Source organism: Streptomyces sp. NBC_00012, assembly GCF_045040875.1.
GTDB lineage: Bacteria > Actinomycetota > Actinomycetes > Streptomycetales > Streptomycetaceae > Streptomyces.
On sequence record NZ_CP108309.1, the window covers coordinates 1,734,025 to 1,751,473 of the forward strand.

22 protein-coding genes are annotated in these 17,449 nt (G+C 70.1%); 7 read left to right on the plus strand and 15 right to left on the minus strand.

Features of this window, described 5'->3' with window-relative positions; genetic code table 11:
* Positions 1-26 precede the first annotated feature (26 nt).
* The 4 genes from OHA19_RS08120 to OHA19_RS08135 all read left to right on the plus strand — a co-directional run bounded on the left by OHA19_RS08120 (position 27) and on the right by OHA19_RS08135 (position 1,767).
* Positions 27-500: a hypothetical protein gene (locus tag OHA19_RS08120; RefSeq protein WP_405749776.1), complete on the plus strand. Its 474-nt coding sequence runs from the start codon at positions 27-29 to the stop codon at positions 498-500.
* 438 nt (positions 501-938) lie between these two features.
* The gene (locus OHA19_RS08125; protein ID WP_405749778.1) at positions 939-1,223 is read left to right on the plus strand and encodes a hypothetical protein; all 285 of its coding nucleotides are present in this window, start codon (positions 939-941) and stop codon (positions 1,221-1,223) included.
* Positions 1,220-1,381 carry a DUF6907 domain-containing protein gene (locus tag OHA19_RS08130; RefSeq protein WP_405721978.1) on the plus strand — a complete coding sequence of 54 codons (162 nt, stop codon included), beginning with the start codon at positions 1,220-1,222 and terminating at the stop codon, positions 1,379-1,381. Before OHA19_RS08125 ends, OHA19_RS08130 begins: the two co-directional genes overlap by 4 nt.
* A gap of 119 nt (positions 1,382-1,500) precedes the next feature.
* Entirely contained in the window at positions 1,501-1,767 is a 267-nt protein-coding gene (locus OHA19_RS08135) for a hypothetical protein (protein WP_405718112.1), read from the plus strand.
* 69 nt (positions 1,768-1,836) lie between these two features.
* On the opposite strand, the gene OHA19_RS08140 is transcribed toward OHA19_RS08135, so the two are convergent.
* From OHA19_RS08140 to OHA19_RS08185, 10 genes are all read right to left on the minus strand, one after another.
* On the minus strand, positions 1,837-2,196 hold the full coding sequence (locus tag OHA19_RS08140) for a hypothetical protein (RefSeq protein ID WP_405718110.1): 360 nt from the start codon (positions 2,194-2,196) through the stop codon (positions 1,837-1,839).
* A gap of 125 nt (positions 2,197-2,321) precedes the next feature.
* Positions 2,322-2,711 carry a hypothetical protein gene (locus OHA19_RS08145; RefSeq protein ID WP_405749779.1) on the minus strand — a complete coding sequence of 130 codons (390 nt, stop codon included), beginning with the start codon at positions 2,709-2,711 and terminating at the stop codon, positions 2,322-2,324.
* Positions 2,711-2,953, minus strand: a complete 243-nt coding sequence (locus tag OHA19_RS08150; RefSeq protein WP_405749780.1) for a hypothetical protein — start codon at positions 2,951-2,953, stop codon at positions 2,711-2,713. The genes OHA19_RS08145 and OHA19_RS08150 overlap by 1 nt, the downstream gene beginning before the upstream one ends.
* An 81-nt stretch (positions 2,954-3,034) precedes the next feature.
* Complete coding sequence (locus OHA19_RS08155; protein WP_405718101.1) at positions 3,035-3,280, minus strand: LuxR C-terminal-related transcriptional regulator; 246 nt, start codon at positions 3,278-3,280, stop codon at positions 3,035-3,037.
* On the minus strand, positions 3,277-3,681 hold the full coding sequence (locus OHA19_RS08160; RefSeq protein ID WP_405718099.1) for a hypothetical protein: 405 nt from the start codon (positions 3,679-3,681) through the stop codon (positions 3,277-3,279). The genes OHA19_RS08155 and OHA19_RS08160 overlap by 4 nt, the downstream gene beginning before the upstream one ends.
* 80 nt (positions 3,682-3,761) lie before the next feature.
* Positions 3,762-4,169 (minus strand): hypothetical protein, encoded by a 408-nt coding sequence (locus OHA19_RS08165; protein ID WP_405749781.1) that lies wholly within the window; start codon positions 4,167-4,169, stop codon positions 3,762-3,764.
* 86 nt (positions 4,170-4,255) lie between these two features.
* On the minus strand, positions 4,256-4,711 hold the full coding sequence (locus tag OHA19_RS08170; RefSeq protein ID WP_405718093.1) for a hypothetical protein: 456 nt from the start codon (positions 4,709-4,711) through the stop codon (positions 4,256-4,258).
* Positions 4,712-4,892: 181 nt separating this feature from the next.
* Entirely contained in the window at positions 4,893-5,369 is a 477-nt protein-coding gene (locus OHA19_RS08175) for a hypothetical protein (RefSeq protein ID WP_405718091.1), read from the minus strand.
* Positions 5,366-5,656 (minus strand): hypothetical protein, encoded by a 291-nt coding sequence (locus OHA19_RS08180; protein WP_405718089.1) that lies wholly within the window; start codon positions 5,654-5,656, stop codon positions 5,366-5,368. The genes OHA19_RS08175 and OHA19_RS08180 overlap by 4 nt, the downstream gene beginning before the upstream one ends.
* A complete protein-coding gene (locus tag OHA19_RS08185) occupies positions 5,653-5,775 on the minus strand; it encodes a hypothetical protein (protein WP_405718087.1) in 123 nt (40 codons plus the stop codon). The genes OHA19_RS08180 and OHA19_RS08185 overlap by 4 nt, the downstream gene beginning before the upstream one ends.
* A gap of 29 nt (positions 5,776-5,804) precedes the next feature.
* On the opposite strand from OHA19_RS08185, the gene OHA19_RS08190 reads away from it, so the two are divergent.
* Positions 5,805-6,599: a hypothetical protein gene (locus OHA19_RS08190; RefSeq protein ID WP_405749783.1), complete on the plus strand. Its 795-nt coding sequence runs from the start codon at positions 5,805-5,807 to the stop codon at positions 6,597-6,599.
* Between the two features lie 573 nt (positions 6,600-7,172).
* Positions 7,173-8,351 carry a Cmx/CmrA family chloramphenicol efflux MFS transporter gene (locus tag OHA19_RS08195; RefSeq protein WP_405749784.1) on the plus strand — a complete coding sequence of 393 codons (1,179 nt, stop codon included), beginning with the start codon at positions 7,173-7,175 and terminating at the stop codon, positions 8,349-8,351.
* 123 nt (positions 8,352-8,474) lie between these two features.
* Here the strand turns inward: OHA19_RS08195 and OHA19_RS08200 are convergent, their stop codons facing one another.
* The 5 genes from OHA19_RS08200 to OHA19_RS08220 form a co-directional block, all read right to left on the minus strand.
* Positions 8,475-9,254, minus strand: coding sequence for an exodeoxyribonuclease III (locus OHA19_RS08200; RefSeq protein WP_405718080.1), 780 nt, complete (start codon positions 9,252-9,254; stop codon positions 8,475-8,477).
* Positions 9,255-9,302: 48 nt separating this feature from the next.
* A complete protein-coding gene (locus OHA19_RS08205; protein ID WP_405718077.1) occupies positions 9,303-9,959 on the minus strand; it encodes an MBL fold metallo-hydrolase in 657 nt (218 codons plus the stop codon).
* Positions 9,960-9,971: 12 nt separating this feature from the next.
* A complete protein-coding gene (pcaC, locus tag OHA19_RS08210) occupies positions 9,972-11,249 on the minus strand; it encodes a 4-carboxymuconolactone decarboxylase (RefSeq protein ID WP_405749785.1) in 1,278 nt (425 codons plus the stop codon).
* A gap of 209 nt (positions 11,250-11,458) precedes the next feature.
* Complete coding sequence (locus tag OHA19_RS08215; protein WP_405749786.1) at positions 11,459-14,848, minus strand: S8 family peptidase; 3,390 nt, start codon at positions 14,846-14,848, stop codon at positions 11,459-11,461.
* Positions 14,849-15,026: 178 nt separating this feature from the next.
* Positions 15,027-16,049: a helix-turn-helix domain-containing protein gene (locus OHA19_RS08220; RefSeq protein WP_405718070.1), complete on the minus strand. Its 1,023-nt coding sequence runs from the start codon at positions 16,047-16,049 to the stop codon at positions 15,027-15,029.
* Positions 16,050-16,341: 292 nt separating this feature from the next.
* Here OHA19_RS08220 and OHA19_RS08225 point away from each other — a divergent pair, with 292 nt between their 5' ends.
* Positions 16,342-17,418 carry a PP2C family protein-serine/threonine phosphatase gene (locus OHA19_RS08225; protein WP_405718067.1) on the plus strand — a complete coding sequence of 359 codons (1,077 nt, stop codon included), beginning with the start codon at positions 16,342-16,344 and terminating at the stop codon, positions 17,416-17,418.
* The last annotated feature ends 31 nt before the right edge of the window (positions 17,419-17,449 follow it).

Consider the following 17,449-nt stretch of genomic DNA (forward strand, 5'->3'; position numbering starts at 1 on the left):
CTGACGGATGAACGAACGGGCGTTCTATGATCACCTCGGCATCGATCAAGAATGCCAATTCGTTCCACTGGGAGGGGAAACGCGTGAGGACTCTCGCCAAGGCGGCATCGGCGACGGCTATCTCGGCCGCGCTGTTGGCGACACTGGGGACCGGTTCGGCCTCGGCTGCACCAATCGACAGTGGCACTTTCAACGTTGACGTGCCGAGCACGGGTTACACGACAGGGACAGTGAACTTCTTCAACCGCAGTGTTCAGATCACTGGGTCGGTGAAGTCGAATACAACGGGGTGTGCCAGCGCCAACTTCCAAATCCGGCGTGGAAGCACGTGGTACTTCGAGACGCGGACGGCTTGTGGTCGCGGGCCTGGCTCCAGTAAGGGCTTCAACTTCACAGTTGACTTCGAGGGGGCTGGAGCGGCCGACTACGTGTACGTCGAGCTGTGGGACACGAACCAAAACTCGGTGGGTGGCCAGCCAGTCGTGAACCATGCGGTGTAGTTGATCGCGACCCGGCCTCGTACCTTTCGGCTCAGGCCGCGAGGTGCACAGTGCGGCTTCAGCTTCGTGGACACGCTGCGGGTGCTGCGCCGGCAGATGGACTGACCGGTCTGACGCTAAACGAAGCCCCAGCCACATGGCTGGGGCTTCGCCGTGTCCTGCCGGCCCCTCGCCGGGTTGTCCTGGGCCTGGACTCCTATCCCCCGGTCGCCGGCACGTACCCGTCCGACCCGCGGCTTCCGCTGCTGACCGCGGACGAGGCACGGGAGGTGGTCCGCCTGCTGCTGCGCTTGGCCGACGACAGCGCGGCAGGGCAGGCGGCCATCGACCTTGCGGTTGAAGTCGCCCGCCGGCTCCCCGCGGAGTAGCCCGGCTCGTTTGTGGGCGGTTGGTGCGGCCGGGTTTCGTTGGTGCTGTGCCAACCAGCACACTGATGCGATGGGGAAGCAGAGCCAGCAAGTGCATATGACCACCACAGATTCGCCATTGACAGGGCGTGAGATAGCGCTGAGCTGGATGATCTGGGGGGCTGAGGCCCGGACTCTTACTGAGGCTTATTCCAATCTTGTGGCGATAGCCGCGAGTCAAGGGGCTGACGCGGTCATCGCGGTGCGGTTCGTCGCGATGCCAGATACGCACACGCACCACGGCATCATTTCCGGCGAGTCGATCGAGACCCGAACAGGCCACCAGGGGTACGGCACCGCTATCCGGTACTCCTGACGTGGCCGCACGTCTCCATCGAGGTAATGCGGGACTCTTGGGTCGAGGGCCTGGACCCGGATGGGTTGGAGACGGTGATCGGCACACTGGCCGAGCGGGTCGAGCAGTTGCGGACGGTACACGCCCAGCTGGTGAAGGCGCGCGCCGAGTACCGCTGAGAGCTTGCATGGCGAGGCCCCAGTCCTATGGCTGGGGCTTCACCATGTCCCCAGATGCGGCGGGTGGCCTCCTGCGCGACGGTGGAGGAAGCACTGGCCTCACTCCCCTTTGGAGAGCCATGATCGTCAAGATGCTGCATGAGAAGGGCCTGAAGTCCGAGCACGCCTACTGCGCCGGCTTCCTCACGATCGGCTTGTCGGTCGCCTCGTGGTTCGGGTCGATAACAGTCGAGCGCCTTGGGGTGGCTCGTGCGGATCACTGGGGCATTTACGTGGGTGAGTGGGCGCCGACGTTCTTCGCCCTCGGCCTGGCCCTCGCAAACTACGAGCACCCCGACCTCGATGTTGACCTTGAGGCGGAGCAGTTGCACCCCGTCACTGACTGACACCCATGTCCGGCTGCGGCCTTGTCGTGTCCCGCCGCCCCCTCGCTGGGTTGTCCTGGGCATGGACTCCTATCCCCCTTGAAATGCATCGAGTGATGGCACGCCGGCATGCCAAAGGAGCCAGGGGATCGCGATGGCGCCAAGGGTTGCTCCGAGGATGAAGCCCAAATGCGCCGCTTCTTCGCGGACCGCGGATGCTGTTACGGCCATCGCGATGCCGATCGGAACGCCCGCCAGAGCGGCGAAGAAGAGAGTTCCGCAGAGGCCGAGGATGTATCCGAACCAGGCGCCGGACATTTCGCCGTTGAGCGTTGTCTGCGCGGTCGCTGCCGCGAAGGCTCCGTTGCAGAGAATCCACCAGGCCACGATCGCGATGGCCACCAAACCGATCGCGGTAACTTTCAGAAGGCCTGTTAGCTTGCGGCTCACTGCGAGTTCCCTCCCCTGTGGCGGTCTCCCATGTGTGCCCAGCCGCGGCGGGTGGAACACCCCCGTCCGCCCTGTCCCGCCCGCGGCCCTTGGCCAACCGAGCAGGACCGCGGTCGGCCGCTTCGTCATGCCGCGATCCGCCGTTCGGCGAGCGGAAGGTCCATCAACTCGCTGTGTCCGTACTGAGTTCCGCATCGGGGGCAGCGGCAGCCGGGGGTGTCGAGGGTGACGCGGAGGGTCTGGCCGCAGGGGCAGGCGACGGGCACGGTGCGCGGCCGCCGCTCCCCCGACACCTGGGCCTCACACTGGCGGGAGATGAGCGACGTCTCGCGGGCGAACTCGTCGACAGCGGGGTGATTGACCGCGGCCCACTGCAGGTTGAACCTGAGCGTGCGCACCGCGTGGTCGACGCGCTGCTGCAGTGTCCCGGCTTCGCATACCTCGGCCCGCCCGTGCTCGCGCCAGTCCCGCGCCCATGTTTCGAGCGGGCCGAGAACGGGGCCACCGGCGGTCATCAGGTTGAGCACATCCAGCCGGAGCGGTACGGGGGCTGCACGGCTCCCGGAGACCGCCGGGCCACCCCATTCCCTACCCTGGGGGCCAGTTGGGAGCTCAGGCGGGCGTACAGGCCCTTGCGTCCGGCGAGAGCACGCAGGTGTTCGTCGACACGGTCGGTGCAGTGGCGGCAGGCGTACCTGCCGAACTCGTCGGCGTACAGGCCGCTGCGGCAGATGAGGCATTCGGCGGACTCGTTCACGGCGGGCTCCTTGCGGGCGTGCGGTGGGGCTGGGCGGGGTGGCCGGCCGGATGGGGTCCGGCCGGCCGGTGGTGCGGTGGGTCAGGCGGTCGGCTGCTGCTCGGTGATCGGTACGTGGATGTCGTCCAGCCCGAACTCGCCGAGCTTGAGAGCGACGGCAACGGCTTGGGCGCGGTCGTGGACACCGAGGGCCCGGTAGGCGCGGACCAGGGTTTCGTTGACGGTGTTGGTGCTGACGCCCAGCCAGTGGGCTATGTGCCCGGCGGTGTTCCCGTTCGCGGCAAGGAGGAGTACCTCGCGCTGTCTGCCGGTCAGCGAGGCCGTCACCGGGCCGTCTCCTCGGCACCCGGGTCGACTTCGGGGTGAGTGAAGCCGACCGGCTTGCCGAGCTGGCGCGCGTAAGCAATCTCAGCGCGGGTGCTGTCGCCGATGTAGTCGCCGACGACGATCACGCGGTCGGCGAGGCGAATCTTCTGCCGGTGCTGGTCGTCCAGGCGCACCTTGAGGGCTTCCGCTTCCACCGGGTCAGCCCACAGCGGGTGGGTGATCTTCATGTTGCAGTCAGGCTTGAGGACGAGGGCGCCGGCCACGGATTCCTCGATCGCGACCTCGGCCATAGCGTCGGCGAACCGCATCGAGCCGCAGAGGACGACGACGTCACGGATACCGAGGGCGGCCTTGCCCTGGGCGAGCTTCTCTTCCGGGGTGAGCAACTGCGGGTACGACATGTGGATCTCCTTCGGGGTGTGTGGTGGAGTGGTCCGGCGTCCGCCCCGGCTATGACCCGGGGCGGGCGACCAGCTGTGCGTCACGGGGTGGGCTCGACGGTGTACGTGGTTGTCGCCCGGACGAGACGGCGCTGCGTCGGGGTGCCGTCCTTCCACGTCGGCCCAATCGAGGTCGCGTGCTTCAGGTGGTTCACAGCGCGCTCACGGAGGACGTACCGGGTACCGGGCACCCACTCATCGGCAAGCGGGTCGTGCAGCTCGGCGGCCCAGGTGTGCTCGGCCGGGTGCGCCTCGGGCTCGGCGGGCTGCTGCTCGGTGGTGCCGAGGATCTGCCGGGCCGCCGCCGCGGCGACGGCGGCGATGTTCCGCGGGTCGTCCACGACGGTGCTGGAGGGCTCGGTGTGGCACTGCTCCCAGACGGCGGCGGCGATGGCTTCCATGAGCAGGTCGCCGTCGATCCAGACGGCAGGAGAGGTGGGCTGCGTCATCGGGTTCTCCAGGTGGGTTCGTCGTGCAGGGTGTGGTGTGCTGGGGGCGGGCGGCCCCGTTACCGGCGGGGCCGTCCAGCTGTGCGTCACGGGGTGGTGGCGGCCCATGCGGTGACCGCGGTACGAACCGTGTCGGCCGGGTGCCAGTACGGGGCGTAGCCCTCGGGCAGCGGCTCGTCGGCGAGGAGCGCGCGAGCGGTGTCGACGACGGCGTTCGGGTCGGAGTACCGGCCGAGCTTGGGCAGGAACTCGGGCTCGGTGTTTCCGCCTTCGGGCCGCGGGCGGGCCCACTGCCACTGCTCGGCGGGGTGGTCCCAGAAGAGGAACAGGCCGTCCTGGCCAGCTTCGTCGTCCTCGTCGATCGCGGTGTCGTCCCAGCCGATGACGGCGGACAGCATCGTGGTGCAGCCCGCGTCGTCGCCGGTGGCGTAGGGGTCGATCTCGGCGTCGGACGTCCAGTAGTTGTCGGGCTCCAGGCCGGCGGCGGCGAGTGCGTCGATGACGGCGGTGATGTACGGGTCGTGGGGCAGGTGGTCGGTCATCAGAGACTCCAAAGGGTCGGCTGCATGGGGCGTAATTCGATCTCGGTCTGTCCGGGCATCGGCCCGTCGATGTCGGCTGGGCCCGTGCGGGCCCCTGTGCGCCCGCGTGGCGGCCTCGGAGGGGTGTCCGCGTCGCCCGAGCCATCGGCGGGGCTCATGCGGCCGGAGGCGGGGTCGGGGGTCACCGTGCGGGCCACGCGGCGCTTCCTTCCCGCGGGCGGTATTGGGCGGGCAGGTCGGCGTCGCAGTAGAAGCCGATGCTCAGGTGCATGCCGTGGTCTTCAACGACCTTCCACGCCGCGATGTCCGTGCAGGCGGGCCGGCCGTCCTGCTCGCGGTGGAAGTTGGTGGTGCACGCCTCCGGGTCCGAGCCGGTCATCACCCAGCCTGCGTCGCGGCGGAAGACGCGGACTACAGGCCCGGGGTCGGGTTCGTCCAGCTCGTCGCTCTCGGGCTCGTCCGGCTCGCAGTCGTCGTGGATCTCGGACGGGTCCCCGGCGGCAATGCCGCAGGCGCAGCACTCCAGCGCGGTTCCGCTCTCGCCGGTCTCCGGGTTGGCCCAGACGATCAGGTGCAGGTTGGCGGTGGTGGCGCAGTCCCGGCAGACGAACGGTCCGGTGTAGCCGTGGGCGTGGGCGATCTCGGTTGTGGTTGTCATGCGACGTCTCCTCGACTGAGATGCTTGTGGGCTCGGGCGATGGCGGCTTGCTCGTGGACTTGGGCGGTGACTTGCCGGTTGAAGATCGGCGAGTCGACGGCCGGCTCGGGCGGTATCGCGCGGCCCGGGACGATCTGCCATCCGCACGTCCAGGTGTGGCGGCAGTTGGGGCAGCGGTAGCCGGCGATGAGCCCCTCGATGCCGTCGCGGAGTGCGGACTCCGGGAGGACGTCGTAGGTGGGGCACGCCTCGCAGGCGTCGCCGTAGAGCGGGTTGCGGTCGGTCACCAGATCGCTCCTGTCGCTGAGTAGCCGGTGTACTGGTCGGCGTCGATGGGCTTGTACGCGGTCCACGGCCACTTTTCGCCCTGCTTGATGAACTGGGGCCAGTCGCGCTCGTCGCGCATGCCGCGCGCTGAATCCGAGGCGGGCGCCCATGACCCCCGCGGCCGTCGAAGCCCTCGCGCGGAACGCACACGCGGTGCTCGGGCCGGCCGGGTACGTCTTCATGTGGACGATGGCAGCGACGGGCATGCGACCGGCGGAGCTGTACGGCCTCACCCGGGAGTACTGCTACCCGGCGTGGCCCGGGTCGGACCTGCGAGTCGATCCTGACGAGGCCGAGCGCTACGCCGAGGACGTGGGGCGGTACGGCAAGGGCGAAGGGCTGATGCCCGCAGTACGGGTGGAGCGCCAAGTCCAGTACGAAGGGGGCGGGTTGCAGTTCTTCCCGCCGAAGTACGAGTCACTCAGTACCCTGGTGGTGCCCCCGTTCCTCGCCGAGATGCTGGAGCGGCTCCTGAAGGAGCACGAATCCCGGTGGGTGTTCCCGTCGATCAGCGGGGGAAACTTGCGGTCGGCGAACTTCGACCACAAGTACTGGCGCCCGATCGCCGACGGGGCGAAGGCTGACGAGGGGCCGCGCTGGCCTGGTGAGCGTCTGGCTCTGCCGGAGGTTCCTGCGTTATCGGGGAAGCGTCTGTACCTGATCCGGCATGGGGCGAAGTCCTGGCTCGACGAGGACGGGCACAGCCGGTTCGCGGTCGAGTCGCGAATGGGGCACGAAGTTCCGGGCGTTGAGGGCGTGTACTCAAGCGTGACGGTTCCGATGGAGCGTGCCATCATGAAAACGCTTCAGGAGCGGTGGGAGTCGGTGCCCGGCCCGCATGGGAGACGCAGTGTGGGGCTAACTCCCAGTCGTCTCCCACTCCCGGTGACACAACCCGGGTAGTTGCAGGTCAGACGCCATCCCTGGACCGTTGTTGGAACGTGAAAGGGATGTTCATACCACTCAGGGTCGCATCCCTCCTGAGGTACGCACCACAGGGCGCGCGGCCTGTCGTTCGAGTGCTGAATCCGAGGCGGGCGCCCGTTCGCGCGCCGCAGCGTACGCCGCGCACCACCCCTGGACGGTTCCGGCGGAAAATGGGGTGGAGGCGAGGCGAGGCGGGCTGGTAGTTTCTCGATCATGTCCAGCCCCGAGTCCGACAGAGGCTAGCCACCGGTCCGCCGGTGGCTGATCCGCCGTCGAACCGATCCCGTGGTGCCGAGTACCGGCCCGGGTCGGTTCCCACCGGCTGCCGCCGCAGGACCCCCGCTGTGTGGGCTGCGCTCCCCCTCCTCGCTCGTGCACCGCTCTCGATGCGGCCGTGCGCGGATTCCCTGGCTCCGGCGCCTGCCGCGCCGCCGGATCACGTCCATGAACACCCCGGACGTTCTTCCGCGTTGCCGCCCGTCGCGACGGGCGGGCGCGGGCCCACACCCCCTGCCTGGTCCGTCCATCAGTCGTCCATGGGGTTCCTTCATGCCATTTGCCGTCTACGCGCTCGGGCTCGCCGTCTTCGCCCAGGGCACATCCGAATTCATGCTGTCCGGGCTGATCTCGGACATCGCCGCCGACCTGCACGTCTCCATTCCCGCCGCCGGGCTGCTGACCTCGGCCTTCGCGATCGGGATGATCGTCGGGGCGCCGCTGATGGCGCTCTTCAGCCGGAATTGGCCGCGCCGCCGCGCCCTGGTCTTCTTCCTCTGTGTCTTCAGCGCCGTCCATGTCATCGGCGCGCTCACGCCCGGATACGGGCTGCTCCTCGCCACGCGGATCGTCGGGGCACTGGCCAATGCGGGCTTCTGGGCGGTCGCCCTGGTGACCGCGGTTTCCATGGTCGGGCCCGAGGCCCGGGCCCGCGCCACCTCGGTGGTGGTCGGGGGCGTCACCATCGCCTGTGTCGCCGGGGTGCCCGCCGGTGCGGCGCTGGGCGGGCACTGGGGGTGGCGGTCGGCGTTCTGGGCCGTCGCCCTGGTCTCCGTACCGGCCGTCCTCGTGATCGCCAGGGCCGTGCCGGCGGGGCGGCCCAAGTCCACGCCCGCTCCCGCGGGCGTCGAGCTGCGGACCCTGACCCGTCCGCGGCTGCTGCTGACCCTGCTGACCAGTGCCCTGGTGCAGGGGGCGACGTTCTGCGCGTTCTCCTACGTCGAACCACTCGCCACCCACGTCACCGGGCTCACCGCCGCCTGGGTGCCCGGCCTGCTGGCGTTGTTCGGACTGGGTTCGTTCATCGGCGTCACCGCCGCCGGCCGACTCGTCGACGCGCGGCCGGTCGCCTTCACCGCCTTCGGCCTGGTGGCGCTGGTGGTCGGCTGGGCCGTGTTCGCACTGACCGCCGGCAGTCCGTTCGCGACGGTGGCGCTGGTCCTCGTCCAGGGGATGCTCGCGTTCGGCACCGGCACGGCGCTGATCTCGTGGGTGTTCCGGCTGGCGTCGGAGGCACCGACCCTGTCCGGCTCGTTCGCCACGGCCGCGTTCAATGTGGGGGCCGCGCTCGGCCCCTGGCTGGGCGGGCTGGCGATCGGTGCGGGCTTCGGCTTCCGGTCGCCGCTGTGGGTCAGCGCCCTGCTGATGGTCCTGGCACTGGGCACGGCCGGGGCGTCACTGGGAATGCGCCGGGTCACCGAGCGCGGCCGGGACAGCGTCCCCGCCGTCTGACCGAGAGCTGTGGATGGAGCCCCGCCCGGCGCTGAACGGGCGGGGCCGTCCTGGTCACAGCAAGCAGCCAGCAAGCGCGATTAGGACAGGAATCACGCTAGCGGCCACCACTGACAACGGACCTCAGATGCTGAGGTCCATGACCACCGGGGCGTGGTCGGACGCTCCCTTGCCCTTGCGCTCCTCGCGGTCCACATAGCTGTCCTCGACCGCCGCGACGAACGGCGCGTTGCCGTAGACCAGGTCGATCCGCATGCCCTTGTTCTTCGGGAAGCGCAGCTCCCGGTAGTCCCAGAAGGTGTACGGGCGGTCGTACTTGAGCGGGCGCGGCATGATGTCCGACAGCCCTTCCTCGCGCAGCGCGGCGAGGGCGGCTCGCTCGGCGGGGGTGACGTGCGTGGCGCCCTCGAACAGGGCCGGATCCCAGACGTCCTCGTCGGTCGGGGCCACGTTGAAGTCGCCCAGCACGGCGAACGGCTGCGAGCCCGCCGCGTCAGCGGCAACGGCCTTCTGCAGGGCCTCGAACCAGCGCAGCTTGTACGCGTAGTGCGCGTGCTCGATCTCGCGGCCGTTGGGCACGTAGACCGACCAGACCCGGACCGGGCCGCAGGTCGCGGAGATCGCCCGCGGTTCCTGCGCCCCGTCGTAGTCCGGGCCGTCCGGCAGTCCCGTGACGACGTCGGACAGGCCGACGCGGGATACCAGCGCCACGCCGTTCCACCGCCCGGTGGCGTTGACCGCGGACTCGTAGCCGAGCTCGCGGAGCGCGTCCGCCGGGAACTGTTCGGCGGTGCACTTGGTCTCCTGGATGCACAGCACATCCGTGCCGGTGCTCTCCAGCCAGGCCAGCAGCCTCGGGAGCCGGGCGGTGATCGAATTGACGTTCCAGGTGGCGATGCGCATGTACGTAAACCTAGCCGCTGGCACTGACAGCCGCCGGACCGGCGCCGGTCACAGTCCGGTCGAGTCCCCCGGGGCCAGCCGGCCGTGGTCGGCGCCGCCGAGGCTGCCGATCTGGTTGTCGTAGATCGGGCGGGCCAGATCGGTGAGCAACGCGTCGTGGATGTCGATGGCACGCCGGGGCGCTACCTCGCGTACGTAGTCGATGACCTCGGAGATCTTGTTCCAGGGGGCCATCACCGGGAGCATCAGGGTGTCCACCGGCCGGTCGGGGACGGTGAGCGCGTCGCCCGGGTGGAAAAGCGAACCGTCCACCAGGAAGCCGATGTTGGTGATCCTCGGGATGTCCGGGTGGATCACCGCGTGCAGCTCGCCGTGCACCTGTACGTCGAAGCCCGCCGCTGTGAAGGTGTCGCCGTGGCCGACGGTGTGGACGCGGCCGGGAAAGGCTGCCGTGAGCCGGTCGGCGACGCTGCGCAGGGTCCAGATCTCGGCGGCCGGGTCGGCCTCCATGGCCGCGCGCAGCCGGCCCTCGTCGAAATGGTCGGGGTGCTCGTGCGTCACCAGGATCGCGCCGGCGCCGATGGCGGCGTCCTGCTCGGAGAATCCGCCCGGGTCGATGACGAGCGTCCGCCCGTCCTTCTCCAGCCGGATGCAGGAGTGCGTCTTCTTGGTCAGTGTCAGGTGCATGGGATTCACGGCGTCCATGGCCCCATCCTGCTACGGCCGGGGCCTCGTTTCTTCCTGAATCACGGTCCGGGCGATCGAGAAGGCGGCACTGGCGGCGGGCACTCCGCAATAGACGGTGGTCTGCATCAGCACCTCCTTGATCTCGGCCGGAGTGAGGCCGTTGCGCAGGGCGGCCCGGACATGCGCGGCCAGGCTCTCCAGCCGGCCGGAGGCGACCAGCGCGGTGAGCGTGACACAGCTGCGGGTCCGGCGGTCCAGGCCCTCCCGGGTCCACACCTCGCCCCACGCGTAACGGGTGACCAGCTCCTGGAAGTCCTCGGTGAAGTCGTCGGAGGCGGCCAGGACCTGGTCCACGTGGGCGTCGCCCAGCACTTCCCGGCGCACCTTCATACCGCGCTCGTGCGGTTCGGCGCGTCCCGCGGTCGCGGGGTCGGGCCGCGGCGTGGCGGCGGTGATCTCCGCGACGGGCAGCACGGGGGCGGAGAGCTGCGGGATGGAGGATGGTGCGGGGATGGCGGCGAGGGTGTCCTGCCAGGCCGAGGAGAAGTGGGTGAGCAGCAGATCGGTGACGGCTCCGGGCTGCTCGACCGGGGCGAGGTGGGAGGCGCCTGGTACGAGGGCGAGCCGGGCGTCCGGTATGCCTGCGACCAGGACGCGGGCGTCGCCAGGTCCGGTGACCCGGTCCTCGGCGCCGACCAGGACGAGGGTCGGGACGCCGATGCGGCCGAGTTCGCCGCGGACGTCGAAGGCGGCGAGGGCCTCGCAGGCGGCGATGTAGCAGCCGGGGTCGGTGGTGCGGACCATCTGCACGGCCCAGTCGACGATGGCGGTCTGGGCGGCGGCGAACCCGGGGGTGAACCAGCGCTCGGGTGCGCTGCGGGCCATCGGCTCCAGACCGTTGGTGCGCACAACCACTCCGCGCTGGCGGAATTCGTCGGCGCTGCCGAACCGGGGCGAGGCGGCGACCAGGGCCAGCGAGGCGACCCGCTGCGGGTGGCGCAGCGCGAGATCGGCGCCGATCGCGCCGCCGATGGAGCAGCCCGCGTACCCGAAGCGCTGGACTCCGAGGCCGTCGAGGGTGGCGAGCAGCCGGTCGGAGAGGTCGGCGATGGCGGTGGCGGGGTGGGCGGGGGCGCCGCCATGGCCCGGGAGGTCGTAACGGAAGACTCGCCAGTGCTGGGTGAGCTCCGGTATCTGCCGGTCCCACATGTGCCACGAGGTGCCGAGGGAGGGGCCGAGGACCAGGATCGGCGCGTCGTCCGGCCCGTCAAAGCGGTACTGCAGGGTTTCAGTCGTTGTCTCACTCACCCGCTCACGCTCCCATAGCGCACATTTTCCGGCGGGAGAGGGGGTCGGGCACTCGCCGGACCTCCCCATATGTCCACCGCATGTGTGCACCGACGGCCGGGGATCCTCCACATCCCGGCCTCGCGTCCCGGCGCGGGTGCGCCGCGCCCGCCGACTCCGATCGGGCGGGCCTCCCGCCGTGGGAGGCCCGCCCGGCCGGACCGTGTGGTTCAGCGAACGTCGTAGGCGCGGGTGATGGTCTGGGTGACCGCGTTGCCGTTGGCGTCCTTGAGGGTGACCTTCGTGGTGACCTGCTTGCCGGAGGCGCCGGTGAGGTCGAGGACGGCCGTCCAGTCGCCGTCCTTCTGCCCGGTCGGTGCCTTGGTCCAGGTGGTGCCGCCGTCGTAGGAGTAGGACAGCGTGGCCGCCTCGATGGCGCCGGGGGTGTACCCGGCGTGGCCCTCGGCCGACAGGCCGACCTCGATGCCGCTCTGCGCGGGCAGGGTGTTCAGGCCGTCCACCGGCGCGTCGTACGCCGGGGAGAGGATCGGCAGGCCTCGCGAGTAGACGTCGGGCTCCAGGTGGGAGCGGAAGCTCCAGGTGGTTTTGACGGCGGTGGAGCGCAGCCAGTTCCGGTCCGAGGTGTCGACCTTCTCCAGGTTCTGGGTGAGCTCGTACGCGGAGTCCTCGTCCGGCACCTCGAACACGTCGTACGGGTAGGTGCTGGTGGCGATCTGCTCACCGTTGCGCTTCAGCACCAGGTTGCCGAGGTCGCCGAACGACCCGCCGTAGGACCAGTGGTCGCCGGAGCCGTCGACCCAGAGCGCGTTCTGGAAACCCATCAAGTTGCCCTGCCGCTCGGCGTTCAGCATCAGCTCGCCGTCGGCGTCGCGCGGTGCGGCCGGCCGCAGGGGGCCGCCGTACCACTCCTCGGCGCTCCGCTGTCCGGCCCGGTAGGTGCGCAGTTGGTCACTCATGAACGCGGCGAACGGGAAGCTGGTCATCGCGCCGTGGGACCAGGCGTCGCCGCCGGTCGTGTAGTAGGCGGTGCGGGTGACGGGCACGTGGACGGAGCCGAACGGGCTCACGGGGACGTAGCTGCCGCTGCTCCCGGAGGGGCGGATGAACATCGCGTCGATGTAGTCGCCCTCCTTGCCCATGGCGTTCCACTTTTCGGTGACCTGGGCCAGCTTGGCGTCCTTGGGCTTGTGGACCTGGTCGGAGTGCAGCGGACCCTGGGTCGGGAACGACAGGTTGTAGACGTAGGGCGTGCCGTCCTCGGAGCCGGACGCGCGCCAGGTGGGCCGGAACTCGAAGGTGCCCTTCCCGGCACGTCCGTCGACGTCCGCGTAGAACTTCTGGATGGTGCTGCCGGCCATGAGCGATCCGGACATCTGCCAGGTGTCGTCCCACGTGCGGGCGTAGCTGAACGTGGTGTTGTCCACCGTCGAGGGACGGTCGGTGTGCAGGCTCAGCCGGTGGGCCTTGCGGGCGTCGAGGACGACAGTGGTGTCACCGGTGATCCGCAGCTGCGGCTTCGCGAGGTAGCCGACCGACTCGGCCGCGTTGCTCGCGTCGTACGTCGCCACGAAGCTGCTGAGGGCATAGTCACCCGGGCGCACACGGTACGTCTGGTCGGTCGCGCCGCTGTTGCTGCGGCGCTCGCCCTTGTCGGTGTCGAGGCTGACGAGGTCCAGGGACGAGGCGCCGGTCGCGGGCTTGCCGTTACGGTCGATGACCTCGACCCGGAGTGTGACCGTCTCCGGCTGGATGTGGAGCGTGACGGGCACGGAGACGTGCACGTCGTCGCCGGTGGCCTGGATCCGGCCGGTGACCGCGCCGTACTGGGAGTCCTTCAGACGGGCGGTGGGGTCGATCCGCAGCGGCACTTGGACGGTGGCGCCCGCGGGGACCCTCACCTTGCCGTCCTCCAGCGCGACGACACCGGAGCGGACGTCACTGCCGTCGTTGCCGTGCACACCGCTGACCTTCAGTTTCAGGGTGAGGTCGCTGTCGCCGGTGTTGGTGAAGGGCACCTGCACGGTGGTGCGGTCCGACGCGTCCTGCGGCCAGTTGTAGCTGCCGGCCTGGACGGCGGGCGCGGAGAGCACCTTCTGGTTCACCGCGCCGAACACGTCGAGGACGCCGCCTCCGGTCTGGTCGGCGCCGGCGACCTTGCCGCCGGTGCGGGCGGAGGCGACCAGGGCGGCCTTGACCTGCTGCGCGGTCCAGTCGGGGTGGGCCTGGCGGACGACGGCCGCGGCACCCGCGACATGCGGGGTGGCCATGGAGGTGCCGGACATCGTCCGGTAGGCGTAGACGCCGCGGCCACCCGCACTGGCCGCCGAGATGTCGACGCCGGGAGCGGCGATCTCGGGCTTGAGGGTGTGGGTGACGGCCACGGGGCCGCGGCTGGAGAACCAGGCGGTGGTGTCGTCCCGGTCGACGGCACCGACGGTCAGGACGCCGGGCACGCAGCCGGGCGAGGAGACGGTCTCGGTGGCCGAACCGGCGTTGCCCGCGGCGACGACGAACAGGGTGCGGGTGTTCTGCGAGAGCTTCTGCGTGGCCTGGGCCATCGGGTCGCTGCAGTCCCCGATCGTGGGGTTGCCCAGGCTCATCGAGACGACATCGGCCTTCTGGTCGACGGCCCACTGCATGCCCGCGATGATCCAGGAGTCCTGGCCGTAGCCCTGGTCGTTGAGGACCTTGCCGATGAGCAGGGAGGCGCCGGGAGCGACCCCCTTCTTGCGACCGTCACTGGCCGCTCCGGACCCGCCGACCGTGGAGGCGGTGTGGGTGCCGTGCCCCTGCCGGTCGTCGGTGGACCGGGAGTCCGTGAAGTTCTTGGACTCGGCGACCCGGTTCACCAGGTCCGGGTGCTCTGCGTCCACGCCCGTGTCCAGAACGGCGACCTTGGTGCCCTTACCGTCGTAACCGGCCTCCCAGGCCTCCGGCGCGTGCACCTGCGCCGTGGACCGGTCCAGCGTGGCCTCGGCCTTGCCGTCCAGCCACAGCTTCTTCAACGTGGCGGCAGAACGTGAGCGGGTGTCGGTGATGTCCCGCCAGAACGTGGCGGCGGTGTCCTTGCCCGCCTTGAGCGCGACGCCGTCCACAGCCGGCAGACTCAGTCCCCGCTCGGCCCCGCGCGGGGCCGGCGGAGCACTCTGCGCGACGTCCACACCGTTGCGGTAGGTGGCGATGAGCGGCAGCGCGTCGGTGTGCGCGTCGTCGTAGCCCTGGCGGATGAGCCCGGTGACATTGAACAGCTGATCGTCGACCCTGCCCTCGGCGATCGCCCGGGAGGCGCCATCGGGATAGACGTAGAGGTCCTTGCCCAGCTGATAGGTCTGGACCATGGGCTGCGTGCCGTCCTTGCGGGGCAGCACGGCCGCCGAGCTGCGGCCCGACGGGTCCGTGGTCACCAGCACCTTGTCGCCGGTGATGAGGGTGACCGTCGTCTGCTTGCCGTTCTTCGCCGCGGTCCCGCTGCCGACGACGGGCCTCTTGCCCGGGACTCCGCCGGGCGGCGCGTCCGCCGCCCCGGACGGTGCGACCGCCGTGACGGTCAGGGCGGCGGCGGTCGCCGTGCCCAGCGCTATGCGTGCTATGGAGCGCATGAATCTCCCCACTCGAAACCGTGAACATGCCGTGCTGCCGGTGCAGCCTGGCAGACATGCGGATCGTGCAGGGGTGCCGCGCGTGACGGGTTGCCCTCATGTCGGATTTCCGTCACACGGGCACATCCGTCGACGGCGTTCGCCCGGATGATCTTCCCCAAGAGGGCCCGTCCGGAGGTCAGAGCCAGCCCGCGCGTGCGGCGTGCCATCCGAGCTGAAGGCGTGAATCCGCTCCGGCGAGGTCCATCAGTCGGCGCGTCCTTCGCTCCACGGTGCGTATGGAGACACCGAGTTGGGAGGCCGCCCGCCGGTCGGAGATCCCGGCCAGCAGCAGGGCGAGGACCTCCAGTTCCCCCTCGGTCGGGTACTGGTCGGCCGCCGGCTCCGCGTGCACACCCGTGGAGGTGGTGTACAGCGGCCGGGCCTGGGCCCATTCCTTCTCGAAGAGATGGACCAGGGCGGTCAGCAGGCCACTGCGGTGCACCACGATGGCGCTCGGCTCTCCGCCGCAGTCCGCCATTCCCAGTGGCACCATGGCACGTTCCCGGTCCGACACGACCATCTTCAGCGGCAACGAGTCGACCAGGCGCAGTTCGAGGCCCGCCGCGATACCCTCCCTCACCTCCTTCACCATGTCAGGACCGTCGAGGTAGCTCCTGGCGGCCACCACCCGGAAGTCGACGCCGCGGTCCAGTGCGGAACTCTCCGACATGCCGGTGTCCTCGCGCGGCACCGCGATGGGATCGCCGACGAGGAAGACGAGCAGCTCCTGCTGGGCACCGCGCTGCAGTTGGTGGAACCGGTGTGCGACCTGGTCCACGCCGACGACCACCTCCACGACGCTGCCCGCGGGGTGCGCGGCGGTACTGCGGTACTGCTCGGTCAGCATCGAGAGCGCCGCTTCGGCCCGGTGCAGTGCGTTGCGCTGCTCGACGAGGAACGGGGCCAGGGCCACCGAGGGCGGGGTGAGCCGGTAGCGGGCGGGCCGGTCGCCGGACGCACCGTCGGCCGGTACGGGTGTCCCGGACTCGGCGGCGACCGCCACCAGGCCACGTGTCACCAGGTCCCGCAGGATGCGGTCGGTCTCGGCCCGCTCCAGTCCGGTCTGCCCGGCGAGTTCCTCCGCGGAGGCTGTCGGGCGGGCCAGCAGTGCCGTGTACAGGGGCTCTTCGGCCGGCCCCAGCCCCAATGCCTGCAGCATCCAGCTCTCCCTCGGGCGGCCGCCTCGTCCGGCCTCGGCGCAGTTCGGGTGGACCATATCCCAAGGCCGGAACGCCGCCGTCGGCCGCTGTGCGTCGCGCGTCCCGACCGGGACGTTCATGACGGGGCACCGTCATGCCTCCGCGCCGGCGGCCCCTCGCGGAGGCCGCTGCCCGGCGGGGCGCGGCTCACCGACGGCCGGACGTGCCTAACGTACGGGGAGTACACCCACCTGCCCGGGAGGTCCCGTGCCCCGTAAACAACCGAAGCGACTCGCACATCCCTTCGAAGCCATGGAAGCGCCTCGCAACACCGAGGTGGTGATCGGCGTGGTCTCGGTGACCTTCCTTGTGTTGCTCCTCGGTGCCCTGTCCGGGTCCCCGGTGTGGCTGCTCGGGCTCCTGGTGTTCCTGCCGGGTACGGCGTCGGCGCTGTGCACCGTACGCCAGACGGAGTTCGTGTCCGCCTGGATCGCGCTCGTGGTGATCGTCGCCGTGCTGGTCCAGAACGGCGACGGGCAGTCGTGGCTCGACAGGATGCTCATGGTGCTGCTCACCCTCGCCCTGGGCGCGGCCTCCGTGTACGCCTGTCACCGCCGGGTCCAGCGCGAGCACGAGACGCTCCGGCTGCGCTCCACCGCGGCGGCGATGCAGCGCCACATCCTGCGCCCGTTGCCGCTGCTCACCGACGACGTCCTGGTCGACGGGGTGTACGAGCCCGTGCAGGAGGACCGGCTCGTAGGCGGCGACATCTACGACGTCGTCCACTCCCCGTGGGGAACCCGGGTTCTGATCGGCGACGTCCAGGGCAAGGGCCTGCCCGCGGTCGGCGCCGCGTTCGCCGTCATCGGTGCCTTCCGTGAGGCGGCCCACCGGGAGCCCACCCTGACCGCGCTCGCCGACGCCCTCGACGCCTCCGTCGTACGGCACAACTCGTACGCCGCACAGACCGGCGACGACGAACGATTCGTCACCGCACTCGTCGTCAACATCGACGCGCACGACGAGGTGCAGGTCATCAACTGCGGACACATCCTGCCGCAGCTGCTGCACAACGCCACCGTCATCACGCCGGAGCTCGACTCCGGTGTCCCGCTCGGACTCGCCGGGCTCTCCGCCGAACCCGCGACCGTCGGCTGGTTCAGCTTCCCGCCCGGTGCGACGATGCTGCTGACCACCGACGGGCTCACCGAGACCCGCGCCGCCGACGGCACGTTCTACCCCGTCACCGAACGCGTCACCGAGCGCGTGTCGCTCTCCCCCACCGACCTGCCGGCCGCCCTCTACGACGACGCGCGCGCGTTCGCCGGAGGGGGCAGCCGACACGACGACGTGGCCATCCTGTCCGTCCGGCGGTCACCGCACCGCTGAGTCCGTCGCGGTACGCGGCACACGACCGGCC